This is a genomic window from Glutamicibacter sp. FBE19 (assembly GCF_015524875.1).
In the GTDB taxonomy this organism is placed as follows: domain Bacteria; phylum Actinomycetota; class Actinomycetes; order Actinomycetales; family Micrococcaceae; genus Glutamicibacter; species Glutamicibacter halophytocola.
On the sequence record NZ_JACKQN010000002.1, the window covers coordinates 145220 to 169967 of the forward strand.

Sequence of the window (24748 nt, forward strand, 5' to 3'; positions counted from 1 at the left end):
GGGGTATCCCAACTGCGCTTCAGCTTATCCCGCCTCCAACTGCATGGCGAAAGGACCGAGCTGAATGACATCATCTCCAGCTTCGTTCCGTGCTTCCGCCGAGTTTGCCCAGCTGGCAGGCAGGCCTGGCCGTGGGGACGCATCAGCGGTGCACTTCACCGTGCTGGTTCGACGCCCCTGGTGGAACAAGGCGAGCACGCCTGGCTCATGGATTGCGGCGGCAGCCCAAACGGTGGCCCGGATTCAGCTGGGTTTCAGCAGGGCTATCCGGCGTCCTAACCTGAAACAGTTTGCAGATGTAACAACTGTTACTCTAGAAACTGTGACTGATTCCATTAAATGGCTGGTACTTCTAGTGCAGGTGCCCGCCGAACCATCCCGGCATCGCGTGGCAGTCTGGCGCCAGTTGCGAAAAACTGGTGCGGCGCCGATCCACTCCGGCTCCTGGGTCATCCCCGACGCGCCGGCCTTCACCGAGGGCATCGAGCGAGCCAAGGAGCTGTGCCGGAATGCCGGCGGAAGTTTCACCATCCTGCACGCCTCGCCTGACGATGCCCAGTCCACCCACGCCCTGGACAGTGCCTTCCGCGCGGCACGCGTTGATGAATGGAATGAATTCCTGGGCGACTGCAATAAATTCATGCAGGAAATCGCCAAGGAAATATCCATCGAGAAGTTCACCTACGCCGAGCTGGAAGAAGAAGACCAGAGCTTGGAACGGCTGCGCCGATGGTACCGGGAACTGAAGAAACGCGATGTGCTCTGGCTGGAAGAAGCCGTCCAGGCCGATGAAGCGCTGCGCGCTGGATCGCTCGCGTTGGAAGAGTATGCCCGTCTGGTCTATGCTGCCGAAAACGAAATCTGATGGCCACGAATACACTGGGAAATTCCAGAATCGCGCCGCTGTATGCCGCCGGGTTCACCACCGCTTTTGGCGCCCACAGCATCGCGGCCGGCCTCGGCTCCGAATTTGAATCGCTGGGCAGCAGCCTGCTTGCCTTGGGCATCCTGCTGGCGGTCTATGATGTCGCCGAGGTCATCCTCAAGCCGGTCTTCGGCTCCTGGAGCGACCGCATCGGTGCCAAGCCGATCATTCTTGGCGGTCTCGCCGCGTTCACCCTGTTCTCGTTCCTCGGGGTTTTTGCGCATGATCCTCTGGCTTTGGGGCTGGTTCGGCTGGGCCAAGGAGCCTCGGCTTCGGCCTTCTCGCCGGCAGCTTCCGCCGCCGTGGCCAGGTTCTCCGGCAACAGCACTGGGCGCTATTTCGGCCGCTACGGTGCGTGGAAAACCCTTGGCTATGTCTGCGGTCCGCTGCTCGGGGCGGTGTTGATCTGGTGGGGAGGATTCCCGGCCTTGTTCATGTGCATGACCGCGATTTCGCTGGCAACCGCAGTTTGGGTCGGCGTGGGCATGCCGAAGCTGCCTGTGCTTCCCAAGGTCCGCTACACCCTCAAGGACCTGGCACGCCAAATCGTGGAGCCGGGATTCATGGTGCCCACGATGGTTCTGGCCGCATCGACCGGAGCGCTGGGGACCGCCGTGGGATTCCTTCCGTTGATGGGCACGAACGTGGGGTTGAACAGCGTACAGAGCATGGGCGTGGTTTCCCTGCTGGCGATCAGCTCGGCATTGATCCAGCCTTGGGTGGGCAAGCTGAAGGACCAGTCGCGCCTGTCTTCTCTCACCGGCATGGTGTCGGGGCTTGTGCTGATCGCCGCCGGGCTTGCCTGCGCAGCCCTCTGGCCTGCTTTCCTCTCCCTGCTGGCCTGCGCCGTGCTGTCCGGGGCAGGAATCGGAATCACCACGCCACTGGGCTTTGCCCATTTGGCCGCTTCGACCCGACACGACCGCATGGGAAGAACCATGGGTTCCGCGGAGCTGGGAAGGGAGCTGGGCGATGCCGGCGGCCCCCTCCTGGTCGGTGCCATCGCTGCCGCCATCAGCCTGTCGGCCGGATTATGGGCGCTGGCTTCGGCAGTTCTGGCCGTAGCGCTCCTGGCTCTCTGGCTGCTCCGAGCCCCTAAAGCGCTGTGAACCGTGGCACTTGCTGGCAACGGACTGCAATGGCTTGCGGCTTCGCATTGAATGTACAAGGGTGGGAGGACGAGTCTGAAAGGAGAATGCCGTGAAGAAAATCCTCATGGTCCTGACCAGTGTTTCAGAGATGGGCGAAAGCAAGGAACCCACCGGATACAACGTCGCAGAAGCCTCGCATCCTTGGAAGGTGTTTCGTGATTCCGGGCATTTTGTCGACTTCGCCTCTATCAAGGGCGGCCAGCCGCCGCGTGACACCGTGGATCAGGACGATCCGATCCAGGTCCAGTTCACCACGGATGAAACGACCCGTGCCGGCTTGTACAACACAGCCAGGGTCGGAGTAATTGATCCCGAACAATATGATGCCGTGTACCTGGTTGGCGGCCACGGAACGATGTGGGATTTCCCGGACAACGAAGGCCTGCAAAAGCTGGTCGGCGCAATTTACAACAAGGGCGGGGTGGTCGGCGCGGTCTGCCACGGTCCGGCCGGGCTGCTTGATGTCGAATTGCATCACGGCCTGAAACTGCTCAGCGGCAAGGATGTAGCGGCATTCACCAACGACGAGGAAGTCGCAGTTGGCAAGGACAAGATCATCCCGTTTTTCCTCGCCGACAAATTGGCAGAGCAAGGTGCCAACCACATTCCGGCAGAAAATTTCGCGGAGAACGTCCAGGTGTCCGAACGCCTGGTAACCGGGCAGAACCCGGCCTCTGCGGCGGGCGTTGCCAAGGAAATGGAAAAGCTGCTGGCCGAGGCGATCCACCAGGAAAAGGCAGCAGAGGCGCGGGCTGCTGCTGAAGCCGAAGATTCCGAATAAAGAAGATCCCGGTTCCTTCAGAAGGAACCGGGATCAACTTGAACTGCTGGGGACTACTTGCGCAGGCCCAGACGCTCGATCAGCGAACGGTAACGCTCGATGTCGGTGTTCTTCAGGTAGCCGAGCATGCGACGACGACGACCAACCAGGGCCATCAGGCCACGGCGGGTGTGGTGGTCATGCTTGTGCATCTTCAGGTGCTCGGTCAGGTCCGAAATACGGCGGGACATGACGGCAATCTGAACCTCAGGCGAACCGGTGTCACCCTCGTGGGTAGCGTAAGCCTTGATGATTTCGTTCTTGATAGTGGCATCCAATGCCATAACAAACTCCTAGAGTTGGACCGCGTTCATAAGTCGGTGCAAACGCCGAAGCGTTCACGGTGGATACTCGCAACCGCGGACTGCAGCGAGAACCATCGTCAATCATATCACCGACGGGTGCGTCGGCGGGACCTCCAGGCATGGGTGAGATAGGGCACCTGCACCTTCTCGGACCGCTGATATCCAAGGTGCTCGGTCCAGTACCATTCGAGATTTGCTTCGACCTTGGCTCGGGTTGTTCCTGTCGCCTTGCGGTAATAGCTGCGCGATTTGGTCAGTTCGATGATCTCCTGGAAATCCAAGGGCATCGACCAATGCCATATGCCGTGCTCCGGCTTGCCGAATTCCGGCCCCAAGGGAGGTTCGAGCTCCGGGCGGTGGACATCACCGGCATGCATGATCCGGGCCAACCGGTGAACCCACGGAATGGACACATCAAGCTGGTTCCACAAGAGCGTTAGCCAGCCATGGCCATGCAACAGCCTGGCAGCTTCCGCGCTGGCTTTGGGATGATCGACCCAGTGCCAAGCCTGGGCATAGGTGACCAAGTCAAAATGGTTTTCAGCCAGTCCCGTGTCCTCCCCGGAGGCACAGTGCGTAGCTACGTCCGGCAGGCGCTTGGCCAGGACCGAAAGCATGTCCCGGGAAGGATCAACGGCGGTGGTCTCCACGCCGCGGGCCACAAGCTGTTCGGTAAAAATTCCCGAGCCGCACCCGATATCTACCGCAGTGGCAGGATGATGCTGCAGCGCAAAATCCAGTGCGGCCCCAGGATAGGACGGACGGATCTTGTCATAGCTTTCGGCATCCGACTGGAATGCCGAGGCCAACTCATCACGCCGCTGAGCGCTCACCACGAAGGCCCGCTGCGGCAGGGAAGGAATTTCTGCCATGGCTTCTAATGGCGTTCGGAAGCCAAGACTGTCCGAGCCTGGTCGACGTCTTCGGTCATTTGCTCGATCAGCGCTTCGATGCCGCGGTAGGCAACCATGGGGCGCAGGTGTGCAATGAATTCCACCACGATCTGCTGGCCGTACAGGTCGAAATCTTCCACGCCCTCTTCAGGGCGGTCGATCACGTGGGCCTCGACAACTCTCGACACCCCGTCAAAGGTGGGGTTCGAGCCCACGGAAATGGCCGCAGGCCACCGAACATCAGCCTCGTCGATGACCCAGCCGGCGTAAACCCCGTCAGCCGGGATGATGCCGGTGGCCTCAGGATCCAGGTTTGCGGTCGGGAATCCCAATTCGCGCCCCCGGGCGTGGCCATGGACCACCTCGCCTCGCATCCGGTGCGGCCTGCCAAGAATCCCGGCGGCGGCTTCGACGTTGCCGGCGGCAAGTTCTTCACGGACCCAGGTCGATGAGAGGCGGCGCTTGTCCCCCACGTCTTCAACGCCAATCACGTCAAAATCATATTTCTTGCCCAGCTCTTGCATGTAGCCGAAGTCGCCGGAATTGTTCTTGCCAAAGCGCACATCGTGGCCAACCACTACGGCCACCGCATGCAGTTTCTCCACGATGATGGAGCGGACAAATTCTTCGGCGCTTTGCTCAGCAAAATCCAGCGTGTAGTGGATCATCACGGTGGCGTCCAATCCAACGCCCGCCAGGGTATCAATCCGGTCGGCTATGCCCATGATCAGTTCCGGGGCATTATCCGGACGGTGGACCAATGCAGGATGCGGGTCGAAAGTAATGGCCACCGATAGGGCAGAGCGCGCTTTTGCCTGCGTCACCGCGGCATCCAGGACTTCGCAGTGCCCCAAATGAACACCATCAAAGTTGCCAATGGTCACGACAGTGGGAGCCATATCCGCGGGGACGGCGTCCAAGCCCTTCCAATAGTGCACTTTGCTCCTTTAGAAATTCTTCTGTGGCAGGCGGGAAACCCGCCGAGGCAATTCTTACACGTCTTTAGGCGCGACGCTCACTGCGGTTACGGTAAAGCCACCACAAGCCGACAATCGGAAGTACCAGCGGAATGTACCCGTACCCTTCCCCGAATCCGCTCCACACCGAGGGGTGGGCAAAGATTTCCGGATGCGTGAGCGACAAAATACCCACGACGATCACGCCGGCAAGCTCGATGCTCACTGCCCACAAGGACAGCAGCCAGGCCTTCGGCTTGGCCGAAGACAAGGAGAAGGTCGCCAAAATGTAGATCAATCCCGAAATCAAGGACAGCGTATACGCCACGGGAGCTTCATCGAATTTGCTCGCGATCTGATACACGCCGCGGACCGTGGCGGCCAGGGCCAAGATGCCATACACGGCAATGATGACCCGTCCCAGACCGGTGGACCGGCTTGGCTTGGGTGCTTTGCCTCCCGAGCGCGCTTCTGCGGCTTGAAGGATGCGCGAGTTGCGTGGCTTGTCGCCCATGGCTGTAACTCCTAGTGCCAGATCTGTTCCATGCGGAACAGCATGATGAAAGTGACCAGTGCCGAAGCGCCAAGAACCGCATTGGACCAGCGGCTCTTTTCGCTGATTGCCCAGAAGAACGCTACCGGTGGCATGACCAATGCAGTGACCAGATATCCCCAGAATTCCCACGGATCGCCCTGCACCGCATTGCCGGCCCCTTGCCTGATCGCCGCGGCAATGCCGTAGACCACCAGAAAAACCTCGGTGCAGGCGGCACCGATCAGTGCCCAATCATCTGGATGCTTCCGGATCGCCGTAGCGACCACGGCCACCACAAGGGCCAGCGCGCAGATCACTGCGCCAGCAATAAAAAATCCGTTCAAGGCAAACAACGGCTCGTCCTTTCGGGATTACTTCGCGGTGAATACGAGGGCAGTGCGAGCTTTGTCGCCCTTGTCCTCCAGCAAAGCCACCAGCACGCCGTTGGGCGCGAACGCCGCGACGGTCTGCCCCGGCTCAATATCCATGTCCAGGTGCGAGGCCGGGATGGTTCGGCCAAATGACAGCTCGATTGCTTCATCCACGCTAACCGTCCGGTTCGGGAACAAGGCAGCGGCGGCCTTTTCGATAGGCAGCATGGCAAATTCCTCTGCCAGCTTTTCGAGCGTACGGGTGAGCTCGATCTTGTATGGGCCCACCTCGGTCCGGCGCAGAGCAGTCAGGTGGCCGCCCACGTCCAGGGCTTCGCCCAGGTCGCGTGCCAGAGCACGAATGTAGGTGCCGGATGAGCATGAAACAGTGACGTCCACGTCGAGAATCTTGCCGCCGTTCTCGCGGCGGATTTCGTGGATGTCGAAGCGCGAGATGGTGACCGGGCGGGACTTGAGCTCGACCTGCTCGCCGGCGCGCACCCGCGCATAGGAGCGCTTGCCGTCCACCTTGATGGCCGAGACCTGGCTTGGGACCTGCTCGATTTCACCGCGCAGCTTGGCCACTTCGCGTTCAATGTCTTCGTCCGAGACGGCCGCGGCAATGCGCTCGGAAATGATCTCGCCTTCGGCATCGTCGGTGACGGTGTTCTGGCCCAGGCGGATTGTGGCGGTGTACGTCTTGTCGTGGCCGACAATGTAGGTCAGCAGCCGGGTCGCCTTGTTGACACCGATCACCAGAACGCCTGTGGCCATCGGATCCAGGGTCCCAGCGTGGCCCACCTTGCGGGTGCCAGCAAGCCGCCGGATGCGTCCTACCACATCGTGGGAGGTCATTCCCTGATCTTTGTCGACTAATACGAGGCCCGAGGCCTGCTCTTCAGTGTTCTGCCCGGCTTTACTCACGCTTTCCAGTATATGGCTTCGGCCGGAAATTAGCCTGCCACTGGTTGCAAGCGTGGCCGATCCCACGTGCCGTTCGCTGCCATGGCACCTGAGGCGCCAGGCCTGCGCCCAGGCGACGGAAACTCATCGCAGTTGCGGTCTTCCCCTCTGGCACTGCGCGGTTCAGGGGACACTTTTTATAAGTAGTTCCAGGAGATTCCAATCCGCTTGGGCCTGTGCCCCGAATGCTTCATGAGAACCCGCTCCGCTCGGACGGGAGAAGGACCGACGACGACTGTCGCGGCGAAGCAAGGAGAACATCATGAAGCGCACATACAGCAAGGTCGCTGGGGCTTTGGGGATCATCGCGGCCGCCGCCATGGGACTCAGCGCCTGCTCCACCGGTTCGGAAACCATGGAATCGCCAATGGCATCCACCTCGGAATCCAGCTCCCCAATGGCCAGCGAATCAGCCATGGATCCAGCCGGCAATCTCGTTGGATCCGGCTGCGCCGCCTACGCCGAAGCCGTCCCGACAGGTGATGGTTCGGTCGCCGGAATGGCACAGGACCCTGTGGCCGTAGCAGCATCGAACAACCCGCTGCTGACTACCTTGACCGCAGCCGTCTCCGGCAAGCTCAACCCGGATGTGGATCTGGTGGACACCCTCAACGGTGGCGAATTCACGGTTTTCGCACCGGTTGATGATGCGTTCGCCGCGATCCCCAAGGATGATCTTGCTGCCGTCGCCAAGGATGCCGACACCCTGACCAGCATCTTGACCTACCATGTGGTCCCCGGCCAAATTGCTCCAGAGGATCTTTCCGGAAAGCTCACCACCGTCCAGGGCGGGGATGTTGAGGTCACCGGCAGCGGTGATGATCTCGAAGTCAACGGTGCATCGGTGATCTGCGGCGGAGTGCAGACTGCCAACGCGACCGTGTACCTGGTGGACACGGTCCTGATGCCTCCGGCAAAGAAGTAGCTTCCACACCCGGAAGGCCGCGGGCAACCGTCAACGATGATGCTTGGTGTGGGCTCCAGGCATCACCGTTGACGGTGAAGCGGGTTCTTCGTGCCTTGGCCATTGCAATACGCAAAACGCCACGCCACAGGAGACAAGCAGAATGACACAGATGCGTGAGACCCTTAGATTCATGAGTTCAAATAGGCTCGATGCGAAGGAAGACGACACTGTGCAGACACCAGACGCCCTGATGCAACAGGTCGCGCTGGGGCACGAAGCCGCCTTCGAGTTGCTCTACGATGCCATGGCATCCCGGGTTTTCGGACTGGTTTTGCGGGTGCTCAGGGACAACGCGCAGAGCGAAGAGGTCACCCAGGAAGTTTTCGTCGAAGCTTGGCAACACGCACGGCGCTTTGATCCCGTGCGCGGCAGCGCTGCTTCCTGGCTTTTGACCATTGCCCATCGCCGGGCGGTGGATCGGGTCCGATCGAGCCAAGCGAGCCAGGATCGGGACTTGCGCATTGGAATCAAGGAATTCCAGGACAGCTACGACGATGTCGAAGAAAACGCCATCCTGCACGATGAGTCCCTCCGCGCAGTCCAGGCGCTGCAACGTCTCAACCAGGCCCAACGCGAGGCCATACACCTTGCATACTTTGGCGGGTATACGCACACGGAAGTCGCGGAACTGCTGAAGATCCCGGTGGGAACAGCTAAAACGCGAATACGCGATGGAATGAACAAACTTCGAGAACTGATGGGAGTAGCGTGATGGATAAGCATGAGAATGAGCTGGCCAACAGCTTCGCCCTGGACGCTCTGGGAGACAAGGAGCGCGAGGAGCTCCTGCATGGCCAAGAGCCTTCCCCGCAAGCACGCGGGGAACTGGACGCCCTGCAGGAAACCGCCGGGCTGCTCGGCCTGGCGGCCGCGCCCGTCGCTCCCCCGGCGCGGCTCAAGAACAGCGTCATGGACGCCATTCGCCAAACCAAGCAGCTGGAACCGGTGGAAGATATTTCCTCCGTCGAGGACAGCGCGCCAGCAGCGGATGCCCCTTCGGCGGCTGAACAGGAATCCGGGTCCTCTGTTCCACCGGGCACGGTTGAAGATGGCGGGGGCCGCGGAACTCAACGGTTCTTCGCCCTGGCCGCCGGCGTCCTGCTGTTGGCTGCGGTAGCCCTGGGCGGCTTGGCCATCAACCAGAATTCCGAGCAGCGCGAACTGGAAAGCCAGATGGCAGCCATGGCTGCCCATCAAGAAGAGCTGGCCAGGATCATCAGCGCCCCCGACACCCAGTCCAAGACGCAGACCCTGGAAGACGGTGCCCGGATCACCCTTTCCTACTCGGCGGGTGAAGGGCTCATGGCGGTGTCGACCTCCGGGATGCCGAGCCTGCCCAGCGACAAGGGGTACGAGCTGTGGCTGATTTCTTCTGACGGAGCGGTTTCGGCAGGAATGCTTGACGGCAGCAATGCCAACGGCATGATGCTGGTTTCCGACCCCATGAAGGGAATGACCCATTTCGGGATCTCTGTGGAGCCAGCGACGGGCTCGCCGGCCCCGACCACGGAGCCGATCATGGTCCAGTCGCTGTGATCCATCCTGAATTCTTGTAGCCGAATCCAATCCATTTCATTGGCTGTTCCGAAAACACTGTGAGTGGTTGTTCCCCTGCACACCGCAGGGGAACATGGATCGCAACGCATGAGGTGAGTAGCAGTGGGTATTTCGAAGAAGGCCAGCAGCAAGGTCCTTGTTTTTCACGCAATTGCCGGGTTCTGTTCGGCAGCAGTCATGTTTGCCGTTGCACAGTTTGCCTCGGCGTTCCTCAGCAGCGCTTCCTCGCCGTTCTTCGCGCTGGGCTCCGCCATCATCGATTTGACTCCGCCATGGCTCAAGGACTTCGCCATCGCGACCTTCGGCACTAATGACAAGCTCGCCTTGTTCGTCTCTATCGGCATTGTGGCAACACTGCTGGCTGCCCTGATCGGAGTGCTGGCCAAACGGAGTTTTGCCTGGGCCTGCACCGTCATCGTGGCCCTCGCCGTCGTGTTGGGCAGCGCTGTGGCAGCTCGTGCGTCAACCGGCGCCCTCGATATAGTTCCGACAGTGCTCGGTGCCATTGCCGGCATCGGGATTCTGCGTTGGCTCACCAATCTGGCCGGCGCTGCGGCCCCGGGAGCGCCAGCGGGTGCAAGCTCCAACAATGCCCCTGTCGCTGGCACCAGCCGCAGGAACTTCCTGCTAGGCTCGGCAGCGTCGCTTGCTGCTGCGGCCCTGGCCACCGGCGTTTCCACGTCGTTGTCGGCAACCCGCAACATGGCTGCCGCTGCCCGCAAGGCGCTGCGGCTGCCAGCGGCCCGCACCAAGGTCAAGGATCTGCCCCAAGGCGTCCAGATTGACGAGCCTGGCATGCCGCGCTTCATCACTCCCAACCCGGATTTCTACCGGATCGACACCGCGCTGTCGGTACCCCAGATTGATCCATCCCAGTGGTCCCTGCGCATCCACGGCATGGTGGAGAACGAATTCACGCTGAACTTCGACGAGCTGATGGCCGAAGAACTCGTGGAAACCTATCTCACGTTGACCTGCGTTTCCAACCCGGTGGGCGGCGACTTGATCGGCAATGCCAAGTGGCTGGGCTATCCGCTGCGCAAGCTCTTGGAACGGGCAGCTCCGCAAGCCGGAGCCGATATGGTCCTGTCCACCTCCCATGACGGATTCAGCGCGTCCACGCCCCTGGAAGTCCTGACCGATGACCGGATGGCCTTGCTGGCCGTGGGCATGAACGGCGAGCCATTGCCGTTCGAGCACGGCTTCCCGGTGCGCATGGTGGTTCCCGGACTTTATGGCTACGTCTCGGCCACCAAATGGGTGGTCGATTTGGAAGTGACGAGGTTCCAGGACAAAACCGCCTACTGGACCACGCGCGGATGGTCAGAACGCGGCCCCATCAAGATGTCCTCGCGAATCGATACCCCGCGGTCCTTTGCCAAGGTCCCTTCGGGAGAGGTCGTGCTTGGCGGAACGGCTTGGGCCCAGACCCGGGGCATTTCGCGGGTGCAGGTGCAGATCGATGATGGCCCGTGGGAAGATGCGCAACTGGCTGAAGAGGCCACCTTGGATACCTGGCGGCAGTGGCGCCATGTCTGGTCCGGGGCACGCCCCGGAATGCACACTGGCCGGGTGCGGGCCTACGACGCATCCGGAGAATTGCAGACCAGTGACAGGGCCAATCCGGTACCTAATGGTGCCAGCGGCTGGCATCAGGTGCAGTTCTCGGTGGAATGACCTCGTCGATGTTCAGCGTCGTTTCGCCGGCGCCAGCGGCCTGCGGTCTTCGCTAGGTTTCGGACGGACGACGAGCGAGCCACTTTTCGCGGGCCACGTCAAAGCCTGGTCCTTGCAGCAGCTCCCAGCGCGGTGCCCGTCCGGCCCGCAGCATGACCAGTTCGGCGATGGGGCCGGAGATCTCATCGCCACTGCCCTGGCTGTAATCAGCGTCAGTTGCCACCATGCGCAGGGATGTGAGCATGGGGCGGCTTCCGAGCAGAAGTCCCGTGTGCGCCAACCGGCGTGCGACCTCCACCGCGGCGTCCAGCGGCATGTCGTGCTCAATGGACAAGGGGCGAACGATGTCCTGGAAATGCACCAAGGAATCGGTCAGGGTTTCGCGCATGCTCACCACGGCCGGTCCGCGAGGCACCGTGGCAAAGCGATCGAATTGGCTGAGTATGGATGCAGCCCCGGCCCGTCCACGCCGCTGCCCGTCATGCAGCGTCGTCCCGTTGTAGCCGTAGCGCAGCATTTGCGGCATCAGCTTCAGGATGGCGGCGGGGCCCAGCTGCGGAGCACTGATCATGTGTGCGGCCACGTCTTGCACCGTCCACCCGACACAAAGTGATGGCGTTGCCCATTGCCCGGGATCCAGCCTGCGCAGAATTCCTGCAAGCTGCAGCCGCTGCTCAATGACGGTTTCCCAGATCTGCCCCTTGTTCATCACTCACGCACCTTCCAAAGTAGTCAGTGACTCTGACTAAATAGTCAGCTATTCTGACTACTATGTCAATGGAATCGCCCCAGGAAATATCGGTTGGAACGCTTCTGTTCATTGCGCAACGGGCCTTCGAAGAAGAAATCGCCGCTGAGCTGTATGAACAAGGATTCCAATTCACTATGGCGCAGGGCCGGCTAGCCGCGCGCATCGCCCAACAGGGCAGCCGGCTGACCGACCTGGCAGACGCCGCTGGAATCACCAAGCAAAGCGCGGCCTATCTGCTCAAGGAGCTGAAAAGCTCTGGCCTGGTGCAGAGCCAGCCAGACCCCCAGGATGCGCGTGCCCAACGAGTGCTGCTGACCGATCGGGGCCATGCCGCCCAGCAGGCCGCACGCGGTATTGAACGAGGCATCGAGCACCGCTGGTCGCAGCTGATCGGCGCCGCAGACTTCGCGCAATTGAAGAGAATCCTGGAAAGCTTGCGCCCGCACCTGGATCGGCATCAGCCAGGAGCAGACTAGGATTCCACGTGCTGCAGGATTTCTGCGCTGGCCGGCCACTTCCCCTGCAACCGGGATCAACGGCCCTTTGCTTGCCCGGTGTTCTTGATGCTCCCGGGGCCCGCGCGCGAACCGGAGAGCATTTCGCCCCAGTGCCTTGGCCACGTGGACCAGGTCGCCGCGGGACCACCACTTCGCGTTGCGGGCTATTGGCTGCGCAGCGCCTTGATGACCTTCTCGACCCGGCGCGTCCTGGTGTCCTCGCCGCGGGCTGCCACGATGGGATCCACGTGGCCTCGCTGCTTGCTGTAGGACAGCTTGTTCCAGGCTTCAAGGAGCTCTGGCTCCGCGGAGAGCAGCACGGCCAGCGGTTCAGGTACTTCGACTGTCCGCGGCTCTTCGTCCAGTTCGAGGTTGACCGTGACTTCGTCGCCCGCGCCCTTGCCCGTGGCCGCCCTGGTTTCCGCGTTGAAGGAAATAAGGAACTGCCCGTGCATGGAAGAAATGCTGTTCCGGTAGGTGTAGTCCCCGTCAATGCATACGACGACCGGGACGCGTTTGCCACGGCCGAATCCGAGCACGATGTCATCGGGAACGACGATGCCCACGTTGTTCCCGCCAGTGGCGCTGAGCGTTGTAGTGAATTCTGGCATGTGCGGCACCTTTGGTCGGATCCGGCGGTTTCTGACCACGCTATCCCACGGCCTGCCCGGCGACCAGCCCCTTGCCGGGATTACCGCTTCGCTATGAGGGGAACCGGGCTTAAAGCACAACGCCCCGGCCAGCACGCGATGCGTGTTGTCCGGGGCGCTGGCTCGGGAAGGGTCCAGCCCAGAAGCCCTTAGGCTTCTTCGGCGTCCTCGTCCTTCTTGTACGGGTCCTGGTCACCGGCGAAGTCCTTGCCTTCGCGCAGCGCCGCAACCTCGGCGTCCTTTTCGCGGGCCTTGGCCAGCAGCTCCTCCAGGTGCGAGGCACCCTCGGGGATTTCGTCAGCAACGAAAGCCAGCGTCGGGGTCAGGCGAATGGTCAGATTGCGGCCCAATTCCTTGCGCAGTGCACCGCCACGCTTCTCGAGCATGGCAGCGACGTCTTTCTTCATCTCGTCATCGCCGAAGACGGTGTAGTACACCGTGGCGTGCTGCAGGTCGTTGGTGACGCGGGCGTCGGTCACGGTGACATTGTCGATGCGCTCGTCCTTGATGACATTGCGCAGCGACTGGGCCATGAGGACCTGCACGCGCTTGGCCAGGCGTGCGGCGCGGGCTGAATCAGCCATGGTTTTCTCCTAATGGTTCAAAACTCGTGGGCGCTTGACCAAAGCCTATCGGTCAAACGCCCACGAATCAGTGAGTCACACTGCTAATTGCTGATGGGCAATTAGTCGCGTGGCTTTTCGCGCATCTCGAAGGTCTCGATGATGTCGCCTTCCTTGATGTCGTTGAACGACCCCAGGCCGATACCGCATTCGAAGCCCTCGCGGACCTCGGTGACATCGTCCTTTTCGCGGCGCAGCGAGTCAATCGACAGGTTGTCGCCCACGACGTTGCCGTCGCGTACCAGGCGCGCCTTGGAATTGCGCTTGATGCTGCCCGAGCGGATGATCGAACCGGCAATGTTGCCGAACTTCGAGGAACGGAAGACCATGCGGATCTCGGCGGTACCGAGGGCCACTTCTTCGTATTCCGGCTTGAGCATGCCCTTGAGCGCAGCTTCGATGTCGTCGATTGCGGAGTAGATGACCGAGTAGAAGCGCATATCCACGCCTTCTTTGTCAGCCAGTTCAGACACGCGCTCGGCTGGGCGGACGTTGAAGCCAATGATGATGGCGTTGTCCACGGTAGCCAGGTTGACGTCGTTCTGGGTGATAGCACCCACGCCGCGGTGGATCACGCGCAGCTGAACGTCGTCGCCGACCTCGATCTTCATCAGCGAGTCTTCCAGCGCTTCAACAGCACCCGAAGCGTCACCCTTCAGGATCAGGTTCAGGGTATCGATCTTGCCATCTGCAACGGCCTTGTCGAAGTCTTCCAGCGTGATGCGCTTGCGGCGCTTGGCCAGCATGGCGTTGCGCTCTGCGGTTTCGCGCTTGTCAGCGATCTGACGGGCGGTGCGCTCGTCTTCGGTGATCAGGAAGCCGTCGCCGGCGCGAGGCACCGAGGACATGCCCAGTACCTGAACCGGGCGCGAAGGCAGTGCCACGTCCAGGTTCTCGCCGTTTTCGTTGAACATTGCACGCACTCGGCCGTGGGCGGTGCCCACCACCATGGTGTCGCCAACGCACAGGGTACCGGACTGAACCAGAACGGTAACCACCGAACCGCGGCCCTTGTCCAGGTTCGCTTCAATGGCTACACCACGAGCGGACTTGTCCGGGTTGGCCTTCAGTTCCAGCACGTCGGAAGTCAGCAGGACGGCGTCGAGCAGATCGTCGATACCCTGCTTCTGCAGTGCCGAAACCTTCACGAACATGGTGTCGCCACCGTATTCCTCGGGAACCAGGCCGTACTCGGTCAGCTGGCCCATGACCTTGTCAGGGTTGGCGCCTTCCTTGTCGACCTTGTTCACTGCGACGATGATCGGCACGCCAGCAGCCTGTGCGTGGTTCAGTGCTTCCACGGTCTGCGGCATAACGCCGTCGTCCGCTGCAACGACCAGCACGGCCACGTCGGTGACCTCGGCACCACGGGCACGCATGGCGGTGAACGCCTCGTGGCCCGGGGTATCGATGAAGGTCATCGCGCGCTCGCGGCCTTCATGGGTGTGGTTGATCTGGTAGGCACCGATGTGCTGGGTGATGCCGCCGTGCTCGCCCTCGATAACGTTCGACTTGCGGATAGCATCCAGCAGTCGGGTCTTACCGTGGTCGACGTGGCCCATGATGGTGATGACTGGGGCGCGCTCTTCGAGCACGTCTTCGCCTTCAGCCTCAAGTTCGGCTTCCAGGTCCAGGCCGAAGCCTTCGAGCAGTTCCTTGTCCTCGTCCTCCGGGGAGACGACCGAAACCTTGTAGCCCAGCTCTTCGCCGAGCACTTCGAAGGTTGCCTCGTCCAGGGACTGGGTGGCCGTAGCCATTTCGCCGAGGTGGAACAGCACGGTGACCAATGCTGCCGGGTTGGCGCCTATCTTGTCAGCGAAGTCGGTGATCGAAGCACCGCGGCGCAGACGGATCTCGGTGTCGCCGGTACCGCGAGGTACGTTCACACCGCCCAGGCTTGGAACACTCATCTGCTCCAATTCCTGGCGCTTTGCACGCTTGGACTTGCGCTGCTTGCCGCGGCCGGCGCCTCCCTTGCCGAAAGCACCGCCAACGCCACCGCGACCACGTGGTGCACCTGGGCGGAAGCCGCCACCGGTACCGCCGCCGCCGTTGCCACCGCCGCCACCTGGGCGACCGCGTCCGCCGCCACCGGCACCTGGACGTCCGCCACCGGCTGGTGCTGGACGATCAGTGCGGTTAGGCATCATGCGAGGGGTAGCAGTGGTTCCAGCGCCAGCGCCTGCGCCTGGACGTGGACCGCCGGCACCTGCACCAGCTGGGCGTGGACCACCCTGGCCGGCTGGGCGTGGGCCGCCCTGGCCTGCTGGACGCGGGCTGCGCTGGCCGTCGCGTGCTGGACGTGGACCGCCCTGGGCATCGCGTGGTGGACGTGGACCGCCCTGGCCCTGTCCTGCTGGACGCGGGCCGCGCTGGCCGTCACGCGGTGGACGCGGGCCGCCCTGGCCGCCTTCGCCGCGCATTCCCTGCTGGGAGGAGAACGGGTTGTTGCCTGGACGTGGGCCGCCTGGGCGCGGTGCGCCCGGACGTGGTGCGCGGTTGCCATCGCGGTTCTGGCCACGACGTTCACCGGAGTCAGGCGAACGCATGCCCTGCTGGGATGAGAACGGGTTGTTGCCTGGACGTGGTGCCCCTGGCTTTGGTGCTGGCTTGCTGCCTGGCTTTGGTGCTGCGCCGGGCAGTGGTGCACCCGGGGTGGCCTTCGCTGCCGGTGCCGCAGGGGCGGCCGGCTGGGACGGTGCCGGGGTTGCTGCTGCCGGCTTGGCGGCAGGCTTTGCTGCAGAGCTTGCAGCCGGGGTTGCAGCTGGCTTGGAAGCCGGCTTTGGCGCACCCGGGGTTGCTGGCTTTGCAGCTGCCGGCTTGGCAGCTGCCGCATTGTTGGAACCTGGGAAAGCATCGCGCAGCTTGCGCGCTACTGGAGGTTCAACGGTCGAGGATGCCGAGCGAACGAATTCGCCCATGTCCTGCAATTTGGTTAGTGCTTCTTTTGAAGTGATTCCGAGCTCTTTAGCGAGCTCGTGAACGCGGGGTTTAGCCACATCTCTCCTGTATTGATGTGATCTGCTCAAACCCCAGCTTCAAAGAAAAATCTTTAATCAGGAGGTCTGGCAAATCAGCTGTGTAATTCGTGAAATTCTTCCGTCGCACGGTGGATCACGCAGAACTGATAATTCATCGTTGTGCGCTCAACATTGCCGACTCATCGGGTTGCCATCAGATTTCTGACCCGCTTTCATCATGTTTGCCAGATTGCTGGCGTGCTGCCAGCTGATCTTCGTATGCGGCGAATTCCTGCACAACCTGCGAATCGTCCACGGCGGACCGGAAGGTCCTCGCGAACGCTTTTCGCTGTACAGCTTGCCGCACACACTTTTCTGTACCGTGGGTCCAGGTTCCTCGCCCAAAGGCAGAACCCTGCAGGTCCAGGCTCACCACACGCGGTGATGCGCCTTCCTTGAGAACCCAACGGAGCAGCTCGTTTTTACCGGTAACAGTTCGACAGCCAATGCACGTTCGTTGCTGATGCAGCTTCATGCGAGCGCCGTCGCCACCTTCCCTAGTTATGCGAGCCAACTACTAGTCTAGCGCGTTTGGCAGCCATAGCGCGCATGAGTTGTGGCTCACACAGCGCCAGGCTGCCGGACGCTCGACCAGATTTTCCTGGAACAACAGCTTTAGAGCTGTGGCTCCTTGCCACCGGAGGCCGCCAGGATGTCAATGCGCCAGCCGGTCAGCTTGGCGGCCAGGCGGGCGTTCTGCCCTTCCTTGCCGATAGCCAGCGACAGCTGGGAGTCGGGAACCACTACGCGGGCACGGCGTTCGGCCTCATCCAGGATCTCCACCGAGACAACCTTGGACGGCGACAGGGCCGCTGCGATGAACTTCGCTGGATCCTCGTTGTAGTCAACGATGTCGATCTTCTCGTCGTTCAGTTCGTTCATCACGGCGCGCACTCGGGTGCCCATTTCGCCAATGCAAGCGCCCTTGGCGTTAACGCCAGGCTTGGTGGCCTGCACGGCGATCTTGGTGCGGTGGCCGGCCTCGCGTGCCAGCGCTTCGACAACAACGGTGCCGTCGGCAATTTCTGGAACTTCCATTTCGAACAGCAGTCGCACCATGCCCGGGTGCGAACGCGACAGCGTCACTGCCGGACCCTTGTTGCCACGCTCAGCGGAGACCACGAAGGCACGAAGGCGATTGCCGTGAATGTACTTCTCGCCTGGGGACTGCTCTACTGGTGGCAGCAGCGCCTCAAGGTCGCCGATCTTCACCTGCACCATATGCGCCGAGTAGCCCTGTTGGATCACGCCGGAGATCAAAGTGCCCACGCGTGCGGAGAATTCCCCGACAACCTGTGCATCCTCGGCTTCGCGCAGTCGCTGCATGATGACCTGGCGTGCGGTCGAGGCGGCAATGCGGCCAAAACCGTGTGGAGTGTCATCGAATTCGCCGAGCAGAACACCAGCGTTGTCGCGGTCCTCCACCATGATGGCTACATGGCCGGTGCTGCGCTCAATGTGGGCGCGAGCCCCCGGCATGGCGCCTTCGGTCTTGTTGTAGGCCAGCAGCAACGCCGACTCGATGGTCGGAATCAGGACATCCATGGGGATGTCGCGGTCTTTTTCCAGAATGCGCAGTGCGTTGAGATCAATATCCACGCTTAGCCCTCCAAATCTTCAGAATCAACGGTGTCTAATAGTGCGTCATCGAAGTTCAGTTCTGGATCGACAACAGCTTTACGGATATTTTCAAAAGCATGGATGGCCGGGTCAAGAACCTTGGTCTTCATGCCTTTTTTGGCCGGCTCGCGGTGCTCGGCAACCAGGACATCAGCATCGTTGACTTCAAGCAGGCGTCCGCGCAGCTTGGTTCCATCGCTGAGCGAGATTTTGACCATGCGGTTGATGGCTCGCACCCAGTGGCGATGCGCCGTCAGCGGGCGGGAGAGGCCAGGCGAGCTCACTTCAAGCTCATATGGATCTGCAGATGCATAGGCAGCATCTTTGTCCAGTGCATTGGAGATGGTGGTGGTTACTTCACCGAGTTCATCGAGGTTCACCGAATCGCGGCCGTCGGCCTTGTCGACGATGATCTGAACGATCATCTGCTTGCCGGAAGGGCGCAAAGCGACTTCTTCTAAGAGAAGCCCGTGGGATTCTACTTCCTTGGAAAGCAATGCAGTCAGTCGCTGCGCTTCCTGTTCGGTATCGGCCGGCATTCCGGTCATGGATATCCTCCCACGCTATTCGATGTTGTCCTTTAAGCCTATAGTGCCTTTCGCTCGTTGAGAACTGCCAAACCGTCTCAGGTGAAAGAACTCACGCACTTTTTCTTTCACTGGTGGCGCGCAACACCACTATTGGCTGAAATCACCGGCCGATCATGGCATGATCGAATCGCTATGACTGAAAATTCTCCTCATAATTCCCGCCGCAGGAAGACAACAGCGCACCGCGCACCGGGCTGGATAGCTCCTGCTCTGGCTGGAGCAGTGGCGGTTGCCGTGACGTGGGGAATCGGCAGTACCTTGTTCCATGGCGCATTGGTCGATCACGGGCTGCCGGAACAAGTCAAAGATGCATCCGACGACGAACGCACCATGTGGGTTCAAGGCGCCACGTTGGCCGATCTGGCTGCGCGGGCCAACAAGCTGGCCGAACTGGCCCAAGGCCAGGAATCCGAAGCGCTCGCAATTCTGGGAACCTCTTTGTCCCAGGGCGCTGCCCTGCTTGGTGAATTGCAATTCGAAGAAGAGTCTCCCGCGCCGGTTGCGCAAAACTACTCCCCCGAACAAGTTGAAGCCCTGGTGCAGGACGTAGCGAATTTCTCCGCTTCTATGCCCGCTTTTGAGGATCCCTCCATGGAACGCAATGAGTTGCTCGCGCAGATCGCGTTCCAAACGAACTTTGACGCGCGCGATGCCTTGGAAGCCCTCGACGAGAAAGACGCTCCCAAGCTCGCCAAGCCCCTGAGCAGTTCAGCAGACGAGGGCAATTCCGATCAGGTCGACTGCTTGCCTTCCCCGGATTTGCTTGATCCGGCCGGCAAGGCCGGTGAACCGGACGACTTTGAACCGGTCGCCGTTGCCCGCGCATTGGATCGTGGCTACGCATTGGACTTTGTCCTCCAGCTGCACGCGGCACGTGGCACGTCCTCGCAAGTTGACGGAATTGAAGAACAACGCACCGCGCTGGGCAAGCAGCTAAACAGCCTGCGATCGGTGGTCGACCAGAAATGCGGCGATCTGCGCCAGCCAGCCTATGCCCTGCCCGAAAACGGGCTGGAGGACCTGGACAAAGTCGTTGCCAACGCGCAAGAAGACTTTGACCGGGCTCTGGTCACCGCAGCGGGCAACGCCGATGGAGGAGCTGGGAAGCGCATCGCAACACTGGCGTATGAGGTACTCAGCGGCCCCTCGGCTGCCACTTCGGATCAGCGCATCCTGGAATCCGGAACGGGCGTTAACTGACCCTGTGAGCATGCGGGATTCCTTTCACGCTGGCACTGACGTCCGTATTACAAAATAATCACAACGGTATTTTTCTGCTTCATACGTCGAGGAATGAACAGGATTAAATCCGAACAAATTCGACCACCGGCGTGACGGAATATCGAAGGTGAACCACCAAGCCAACCTACGATTTTCCACTCCACCCAGGCCCGCATTCCGCGTCGAATAGGACGGCGCATTGCCGGTTCATGCGAAAAATAAAAATTACGCAAATTCTCTCCAGGCATTCGCCCCTCGCAATTCATCCAATAAACAGCTATGGTGAAATCAAGTGCCGGAGGTTCGAGATTTGACTCCCCCATTTAGCCAGGGAGAAACAGTCCGTATCGAGGCATCAGCATGGGGATCCAGACACTCGTTACAACTTCGTACACAGGAGGATGGATAATGCCAGGTCGATTTGTGCGATCAAGAATTGCGCAACAAGTCAGCGAAATCATCAGTTCGAGGCAAGGTCGCGCCCAGCTCAGCGCTCACGGTTGGGTACAGGGAATGCCTATCGTCATCGCGCAGCAAGACGAACAGCTCAGCGATGTCATGTCCCTCGTCGCCGCGCACCAGCCACCGGTACTGGTAGCCACCACCGATCCAGAGAATGGCGACCTGTGGTTCATGTATGTGTCCATCGGCTGCGTTGCCCTGCAAGTTGTAGAGCCACTGCCGCAGAACACCAGCATTGGGGATCTGTACCGTTCGGCATCGCGGTCGAGTTTCTTGACATTCCGCATTGACCAGATGACAGCCAGCTCGGTAGTCCATGCCATTGAGCCACAGCACGTGAGGCACCACGCAGGTTATACGACCGTCGAGGCCTCTACCTCACGCACCGTCTAGAGCGGGCGCATTCCCGGCTCACTGTCCGGCAAAAATCATGTCTGCACCGAGCTTGACGATTAGCGCGCTGACTACGACGACAAATACGATGCGGATAAATGCACTGCCCTTGGAAATAGCCATGCGTGCTCCAAGATAGCCACCGATCATGTTCATCACGCCCATGGCCACTCCTAGGCCGACCAGCACATGTCCGGTAGGGACGAACAACAGCAAGGCGCCGAGATTCGTGCACAAGTTGACGATTTTGGCCTTTGCAGAGGATTGCAAAAAGTTGTAGCCAAGAACTGTCACCATGGCAATGATCAGGAAAGAGCCAGTGCCCGGGCCAACCATGCCGTCATAGCCACCGATAATCAGGCCGATCAAGATAGCCCTGAGATAGTGCTGGTGCCCGGTGTAGCGAAGGCGGGAAAGCTCTCCGGCTTTTGGCTTAAAAATCGTGAATAGCAGAACCGCAATCAACGCGGCGATAATGATCGGCTTGATTGCTTCAGAAGGCAGCAACGTAGCCAGGGCCGCCCCGCCAAAAGCACCGATCAGTGCTGTCAGCGCCATCGGTATCGCGGTTTTCAAGTCCGGGCTGGTCCGCCGGTAGTAGGTAATGGCACTGGTAGTGGTGCCAAAGATCGACCCCAGTTTATTGGTGGCCAGCGCTTGAACCGGGGTAATTCCGGGAAAAAGAAGCAGCGCGGGCAATTGAATTAGGCCTCCGCCGCCAACTACCGCGTCGATCCATCCGGCCCCCAAGGCTGCCAGTAAAAGCAGGGCCAAGGGCCAGAAGGATACGGGTTCACCGTTGACGGACAGGAATTCCACTATCTCTTGCACCGCGCTACTCCCCTATTCAGTTATTTTCAAGGCGCTCAGGCAGTCAGCTCTTCAACAACATCCTCGACCTTGACGTCGCGGCGTTCGCCGGTGGCTCGGTCCTTGACCTCAACCACGCCATCAGCCAAGCCACGGCCAACAACCACGATGGTTGGAATGCCGATCAGCTCGGCATCCGAGAACTTCACGCCAGCCGAAAGCTTTGGACGGTCGTCAAGGATGACGTCCTGGCCCGAAGCTTCAAGTTCGGCAGCCAGCTTTTCAGCGGCCTCGAGCATCTCTGCCCCCTTGCCGGTGACAACAATGTGCACGTCGGCCGGCGCGATCTGCTTAGGCCAGGCCAGACCGTTCTCATCGTGGTAAGCCTCAGCCAGGGCAGCCACAGCGCGGGTGACACCGATGCCGTAGGAACCCATGGTGACAACCTGCAGCTTGCCGTTCTGGTCCAGCACCTTCAGATCCAGTGCCTTGGCATACTTGCGGCCAAGCTGGAAGATGTGTCCCATTTCGATACCGCGCTCGGTGCGCAGCGGGCCGGAGCCATCCGGTGCCGGATCGCCTTCGAGGACGTTGACCGCTTCGATGGTTCCATCAAAAGCGAAGTCGCGGCTGGCTACCAGGCCAAAGACGTGCTTGCCGTGCTCGTTGGCGCCGGTGATCCAGGTGGTGCCGGAAACCACGCGTGGATCAACCAGGTAGGTGATTCCGCCTTCAGTTTCCTTGCCCAGCAGTTGCTGGTCCAGTCCCAGAGCTGGGCCCAGGTAACCGGTGACGATCTCCGGGTGGCTCTTGAGGTCTTCAGCGGTGGCCTGCTCAACGGAAACCTCGCCGTTGATGCCCAGGGCGACACCGATGGTTGCTTCCAGACGCTTCTCGTCCACCTGGCGGTCGCCTGGCACGCCAAGAACGACCAAGTGGCGGTTGCCCTCTGGATCAATGACAGCCAGCACCACGTTCTTCAGGGTGTCCTTGGCTTCCCATGCACGATCCTGGCGGGGGCGCAGCTCATTGGCGGCCACAACCAGGGTATCGATGGTCGGGGTGTTAGGCGTCTCGACGACTTCGAAAGCAGGAGCCGCGGTGTAGTCGATGGCGTCCGGCACCACAGTGGTGACAGCTTCAACGTTGGCCGCGTAGCCACCGGGCGAGCGGACAAAGGTGTCCTCGCCGATGGCGGTTGGGTGCAAGAACTCTTCGGACTTCGAACCGCCCATGGCACCTGCCTGGGCGAAAACAGGAACAACTTCCAGGCCAAGGCGCTGGAAAATCTTCAGGTAGGCACCGCGGTGAGCCATGTAGGCCTCGTCCAGTCCGGCATCATCAATGTTGAAGGAGTAGGAGTCCTTCATGATGAATTCCCGGCCGCGCAGCAGGCCCGCGCGCGGGCGAGCTTCGTCGCGGTACTTGTTCTGGATCTGGTAGAGGTAGACCGGAAGGTCCTTGTAGGAGTTGTACAGGTCCTTGACCAGAAGGGTGAACATTTCCTCGTGGGTCGGTGCCAAGAGGTAGTCGGCTTCTTTGCGGTCCTTCAGACGGAACAGGCCATCACCGTACTCAGTCCAACGGCCGGTCTGCTCATATGGTTCGCGCGGCAGCAGCGCAGGGAAATGCACTTCCTGGCCGCCGATGGCGTTCATTTCCTCGCGCACAATAGCTTCAACGCGCGCAAGGACTTTCAAACCCAGCGGCAACCAGGTGTAGATGCCCGGGGCCGCACGGCGGATATAACCGGCGCGTACCAACAGCTTGTGGCTGGCGACTTCGGCGTCAACCGGATCTTCACGCAAGGTGCGCAAGAAGGTAGTGGAAAGCTTCAAAACCACTCGGGGGCGTCCTATTCCGTCCGTCGACGACCGAAAAGTATTTTCGGTGTCGACTAGCTATGCAAAATCAATGGGTTTTCGGCCGTAAAGTCGACCGATTCCAATGCTACCGCTTCGGGCCACTTCCCAATAAATTCAAGGGCTGCGAGCTAGCTCGTGTTGCGAAAAGCGCCAATAGGAATCAGGACCTGCACGATCCAAAAAACGGTTTTTCCCAGCCAGAAGGCAATCGCGGGCCGCACTACCGCGATTCACGGTTAGGATGGCAGGTCTCGGCGAACGCGTCCACCGACACACAGGGGCAGTGAAGTGGCCAGGAAAGCCGAAAGGCTCCCGCCGGTCCCTTGAGGAAACCGGAGAGAGCCAAACGTATGGGGAGTTCCTACTTAGCTGCCGACTTAACTTCAGCAACAGCCTTGTTCAATTCACCCGTGAGCTTGTCCAGCACTTCTGCCTCAGATGTGTCTCCGCCACCTGAGTAAACGACCATCACAGCATTAGCCCCGACCAGGCCCTGCATCTGGTAAGAACCGCCCGGGACCTCGGTACCGTTAACGGTCATGCTGGTCTGGGTGGCAATGGTGGTATCGGCATCAGAGCTGGCGTCAAGGACCTTGGCCGAAGCTGAAATCTCCTGGCCCGACATGGACATCGTGAACTTGTCGCAGCCCTGCAAATCCTTGCTTTCGGCCATGGACTTTGCTTGCTCAAGCTTGGCTGAATCCTCGTAGCCGAGCACCGAGTACGTCGTGGACTCCATGCCCTCGCCGGGGACGATCGCGACAGCCATGTTGGTGCCTTCAAGATCCTGTGTCCCCTGCTGTGCCACGAATTCGGCGCACTTTTCGGGGCTGATGTTCATTTGCTCAATCAATTTCTTCGATTCAGGCAATGACGCCTTAATCGTGTCGCCATCCAGAACCTGCGCCTTGGAGTTATCGCCCACTAGCGACTTGACCACCGCAGAGACCTGTTCAGCGGTCAGCGCCGCGGTTTCAGTCGACTGTTCTTGCGCAGCACCCGAACCATCGGAGCTACCCGAAGATTCGTTACCCGAGCTGCCGCAACCGCTCAATGCGAGTGCTGCCGCCATCGGCAGCACCCAGAAAGCTTGCTTCTTCATGGTGTAATCCTCACGTTGATGGTG

The 24748-nt window shown here is 60.6% G+C and carries 26 protein-coding genes; 10 read left to right on the plus strand and 16 right to left on the minus strand.

Translation table 11 applies throughout. The features are described from left to right. Positions 1–64: 64 nt before the first annotated feature. The 3 genes from H6F58_RS04295 to H6F58_RS04305 all read left to right on the plus strand — a co-directional run bounded on the left by H6F58_RS04295 (position 65) and on the right by H6F58_RS04305 (position 2857). Positions 65–865, plus strand: coding sequence for a Chromate resistance protein ChrB (locus H6F58_RS04295; RefSeq protein ID WP_244652311.1), 801 nt, complete (start codon positions 65–67; stop codon positions 863–865). Then, on the plus strand, positions 865–2034 hold the full coding sequence (locus H6F58_RS04300; RefSeq protein WP_195181182.1) for an MFS transporter: 1170 nt from the start codon (positions 865–867) through the stop codon (positions 2032–2034). The genes H6F58_RS04295 and H6F58_RS04300 overlap by 1 nt, the downstream gene beginning before the upstream one ends. Before the next feature lie 91 nt (positions 2035–2125). Continuing rightward, positions 2126–2857, plus strand: a complete 732-nt coding sequence (locus tag H6F58_RS04305) for a type 1 glutamine amidotransferase domain-containing protein (RefSeq protein ID WP_146278005.1) — start codon at positions 2126–2128, stop codon at positions 2855–2857. Between the two features lie 53 nt (positions 2858–2910). Here H6F58_RS04305 and rpsO read toward each other — a convergent pair whose 3' ends face one another. The 6 genes from rpsO to truB form a co-directional block, all read right to left on the minus strand. Beyond that, a complete protein-coding gene (gene rpsO, locus H6F58_RS04310; RefSeq protein WP_013348393.1) occupies positions 2911–3180 on the minus strand; it encodes a 30S ribosomal protein S15 in 270 nt (89 codons plus the stop codon). 107 nt (positions 3181–3287) lie between these two features. Then, complete coding sequence (locus tag H6F58_RS04315; RefSeq protein ID WP_060701067.1) at positions 3288–4073, minus strand: class I SAM-dependent methyltransferase; 786 nt, start codon at positions 4071–4073, stop codon at positions 3288–3290. Between the two features lie 5 nt (positions 4074–4078). Next, complete coding sequence (locus H6F58_RS04320) at positions 4079–5032, minus strand: bifunctional riboflavin kinase/FAD synthetase (RefSeq protein WP_146278004.1); 954 nt, start codon at positions 5030–5032, stop codon at positions 4079–4081. A gap of 64 nt (positions 5033–5096) precedes the next feature. Next, the gene (locus H6F58_RS04325; RefSeq protein WP_171920231.1) at positions 5097–5564 is read right to left on the minus strand and encodes a hypothetical protein; all 468 of its coding nucleotides are present in this window, start codon (positions 5562–5564) and stop codon (positions 5097–5099) included. Positions 5565–5575: 11 nt separating this feature from the next. Further along, on the minus strand, positions 5576–5938 hold the full coding sequence (locus H6F58_RS04330; RefSeq protein WP_060701066.1) for a hypothetical protein: 363 nt from the start codon (positions 5936–5938) through the stop codon (positions 5576–5578). A gap of 18 nt (positions 5939–5956) precedes the next feature. Further along, a complete protein-coding gene (truB, locus tag H6F58_RS04335) occupies positions 5957–6880 on the minus strand; it encodes a tRNA pseudouridine(55) synthase TruB (RefSeq protein WP_146278003.1) in 924 nt (307 codons plus the stop codon). Positions 6881–7181: 301 nt separating this feature from the next. On the opposite strand from truB, the gene H6F58_RS04340 reads away from it, so the two are divergent. From H6F58_RS04340 to H6F58_RS04355, 4 genes are all read left to right on the plus strand, one after another. Further along, positions 7182–7844, plus strand: coding sequence for a fasciclin domain-containing protein (locus tag H6F58_RS04340; RefSeq protein ID WP_195181183.1), 663 nt, complete (start codon positions 7182–7184; stop codon positions 7842–7844). Between the two features lie 172 nt (positions 7845–8016). Then, on the plus strand, positions 8017–8598 hold the full coding sequence (sigK, locus tag H6F58_RS04345; protein ID WP_195181184.1) for an ECF RNA polymerase sigma factor SigK: 582 nt from the start codon (positions 8017–8019) through the stop codon (positions 8596–8598). After that, positions 8598–9422 carry an anti-sigma factor gene (locus tag H6F58_RS04350; RefSeq protein WP_195181185.1) on the plus strand — a complete coding sequence of 275 codons (825 nt, stop codon included), beginning with the start codon at positions 8598–8600 and terminating at the stop codon, positions 9420–9422. The genes sigK and H6F58_RS04350 overlap by 1 nt, the downstream gene beginning before the upstream one ends. A 198-nt stretch (positions 9423–9620) precedes the next feature. Beyond that, complete coding sequence (locus H6F58_RS04355; RefSeq protein ID WP_195181305.1) at positions 9621–11120, plus strand: molybdopterin-dependent oxidoreductase; 1500 nt, start codon at positions 9621–9623, stop codon at positions 11118–11120. 52 nt (positions 11121–11172) lie between these two features. On the opposite strand, the gene H6F58_RS04360 is transcribed toward H6F58_RS04355, so the two are convergent. After that, entirely contained in the window at positions 11173–11829 is a 657-nt protein-coding gene (locus tag H6F58_RS04360; RefSeq protein WP_171920167.1) for a maleylpyruvate isomerase family mycothiol-dependent enzyme, read from the minus strand. A 62-nt stretch (positions 11830–11891) separates the two neighbouring features. On the opposite strand from H6F58_RS04360, the gene H6F58_RS04365 reads away from it, so the two are divergent. Next, a complete protein-coding gene (locus tag H6F58_RS04365) occupies positions 11892–12347 on the plus strand; it encodes a MarR family transcriptional regulator (protein ID WP_195181186.1) in 456 nt (151 codons plus the stop codon). A gap of 185 nt (positions 12348–12532) precedes the next feature. On the opposite strand, the gene H6F58_RS04370 is transcribed toward H6F58_RS04365, so the two are convergent. The 6 genes from H6F58_RS04370 to rimP all read right to left on the minus strand — a co-directional run bounded on the left by H6F58_RS04370 (position 12533) and on the right by rimP (position 18829). After that, positions 12533–12979, minus strand: coding sequence for a YdeI/OmpD-associated family protein (locus H6F58_RS04370; protein WP_060701060.1), 447 nt, complete (start codon positions 12977–12979; stop codon positions 12533–12535). A gap of 188 nt (positions 12980–13167) precedes the next feature. Then, positions 13168–13602, minus strand: coding sequence for a 30S ribosome-binding factor RbfA (gene rbfA / locus H6F58_RS04375; RefSeq protein WP_060701059.1), 435 nt, complete (start codon positions 13600–13602; stop codon positions 13168–13170). A gap of 101 nt (positions 13603–13703) precedes the next feature. Further along, positions 13704–16640, minus strand: a complete 2937-nt coding sequence (gene infB, locus H6F58_RS04380; protein WP_195181187.1) for a translation initiation factor IF-2 — start codon at positions 16638–16640, stop codon at positions 13704–13706. Positions 16641–16815: 175 nt separating this feature from the next. Beyond that, positions 16816–17136 (minus strand): YlxR family protein, encoded by a 321-nt coding sequence (locus tag H6F58_RS04385; protein WP_075972423.1) that lies wholly within the window; start codon positions 17134–17136, stop codon positions 16816–16818. A gap of 140 nt (positions 17137–17276) precedes the next feature. Further along, positions 17277–18260 (minus strand): transcription termination factor NusA, encoded by a 984-nt coding sequence (gene nusA / locus H6F58_RS04390; RefSeq protein ID WP_195181188.1) that lies wholly within the window; start codon positions 18258–18260, stop codon positions 17277–17279. 2 nt (positions 18261–18262) lie between these two features. After that, the gene (gene rimP, locus H6F58_RS04395) at positions 18263–18829 is read right to left on the minus strand and encodes a ribosome maturation factor RimP (RefSeq protein ID WP_195181189.1); all 567 of its coding nucleotides are present in this window, start codon (positions 18827–18829) and stop codon (positions 18263–18265) included. A 174-nt stretch (positions 18830–19003) separates the two neighbouring features. Here rimP and H6F58_RS04400 point away from each other — a divergent pair, with 174 nt between their 5' ends. After that, a complete protein-coding gene (locus H6F58_RS04400) occupies positions 19004–20071 on the plus strand; it encodes a hypothetical protein (RefSeq protein ID WP_195181190.1) in 1068 nt (355 codons plus the stop codon). Between the two features lie 534 nt (positions 20072–20605). Continuing rightward, a complete protein-coding gene (locus tag H6F58_RS04405; RefSeq protein ID WP_146277995.1) occupies positions 20606–20947 on the plus strand; it encodes a hypothetical protein in 342 nt (113 codons plus the stop codon). An 18-nt stretch (positions 20948–20965) separates the two neighbouring features. Here the strand turns inward: H6F58_RS04405 and H6F58_RS04410 are convergent, their stop codons facing one another. From H6F58_RS04410 to H6F58_RS04420, 3 genes are all read right to left on the minus strand, one after another. After that, a complete protein-coding gene (locus H6F58_RS04410) occupies positions 20966–21769 on the minus strand; it encodes a TSUP family transporter (RefSeq protein ID WP_236995310.1) in 804 nt (267 codons plus the stop codon). Positions 21770–21813: 44 nt separating this feature from the next. Next, positions 21814–23601 carry a proline--tRNA ligase gene (locus H6F58_RS04415; RefSeq protein ID WP_195181191.1) on the minus strand — a complete coding sequence of 596 codons (1788 nt, stop codon included), beginning with the start codon at positions 23599–23601 and terminating at the stop codon, positions 21814–21816. Between the two features lie 382 nt (positions 23602–23983). After that, a complete protein-coding gene (locus tag H6F58_RS04420) occupies positions 23984–24724 on the minus strand; it encodes a hypothetical protein (protein ID WP_060701051.1) in 741 nt (246 codons plus the stop codon). Positions 24725–24748 lie beyond the last annotated feature (24 nt).

Coding starts and splice junctions, on each gene's coding strand:
- H6F58_RS04295 (WP_244652311.1), top strand. CDS start 65: ATGACATCATCTCCAGCTTCGTTCCGTGCTTCCGCCGAGTTTGCCCAG.
- H6F58_RS04300 (WP_195181182.1), top strand. CDS start 865: ATGGCCACGAATACACTGGGAAATTCCAGAATCGCGCCGCTGTATGCC.
- rpsO (WP_013348393.1), bottom strand. CDS start 3,180: ATGGCATTGGATGCCACTATCAAGAACGAAATCATCAAGGCTTACGCT.
- H6F58_RS04315 (WP_060701067.1), bottom strand. CDS start 4,073: ATGGCAGAAATTCCTTCCCTGCCGCAGCGGGCCTTCGTGGTGAGCGCT.
- H6F58_RS04325 (WP_171920231.1), bottom strand. CDS start 5,564: ATGGGCGACAAGCCACGCAACTCGCGCATCCTTCAAGCCGCAGAAGCG.
- H6F58_RS04340 (WP_195181183.1), top strand. CDS start 7,182: ATGAAGCGCACATACAGCAAGGTCGCTGGGGCTTTGGGGATCATCGCG.
- sigK (WP_195181184.1), top strand. CDS start 8,017: ATGAGTTCAAATAGGCTCGATGCGAAGGAAGACGACACTGTGCAGACA.
- H6F58_RS04350 (WP_195181185.1), top strand. CDS start 8,598: ATGGATAAGCATGAGAATGAGCTGGCCAACAGCTTCGCCCTGGACGCT.
- H6F58_RS04355 (WP_195181305.1), top strand. CDS start 9,621: ATGTTTGCCGTTGCACAGTTTGCCTCGGCGTTCCTCAGCAGCGCTTCC.
- H6F58_RS04360 (WP_171920167.1), bottom strand. CDS start 11,829: ATGAACAAGGGGCAGATCTGGGAAACCGTCATTGAGCAGCGGCTGCAG.
- H6F58_RS04365 (WP_195181186.1), top strand. CDS start 11,892: ATGTCAATGGAATCGCCCCAGGAAATATCGGTTGGAACGCTTCTGTTC.
- H6F58_RS04370 (WP_060701060.1), bottom strand. CDS start 12,979: ATGCCAGAATTCACTACAACGCTCAGCGCCACTGGCGGGAACAACGTG.
- rbfA (WP_060701059.1), bottom strand. CDS start 13,602: ATGGCTGATTCAGCCCGCGCCGCACGCCTGGCCAAGCGCGTGCAGGTC.
- H6F58_RS04385 (WP_075972423.1), bottom strand. CDS start 17,136: ATGAAGCTGCATCAGCAACGAACGTGCATTGGCTGTCGAACTGTTACC.
- rimP (WP_195181189.1), bottom strand. CDS start 18,829: ATGACCGGAATGCCGGCCGATACCGAACAGGAAGCGCAGCGACTGACT.
- H6F58_RS04400 (WP_195181190.1), top strand. CDS start 19,004: ATGACTGAAAATTCTCCTCATAATTCCCGCCGCAGGAAGACAACAGCG.
- H6F58_RS04405 (WP_146277995.1), top strand. CDS start 20,606: ATGCCTATCGTCATCGCGCAGCAAGACGAACAGCTCAGCGATGTCATG.
- H6F58_RS04420 (WP_060701051.1), bottom strand. CDS start 24,724: ATGAAGAAGCAAGCTTTCTGGGTGCTGCCGATGGCGGCAGCACTCGCA.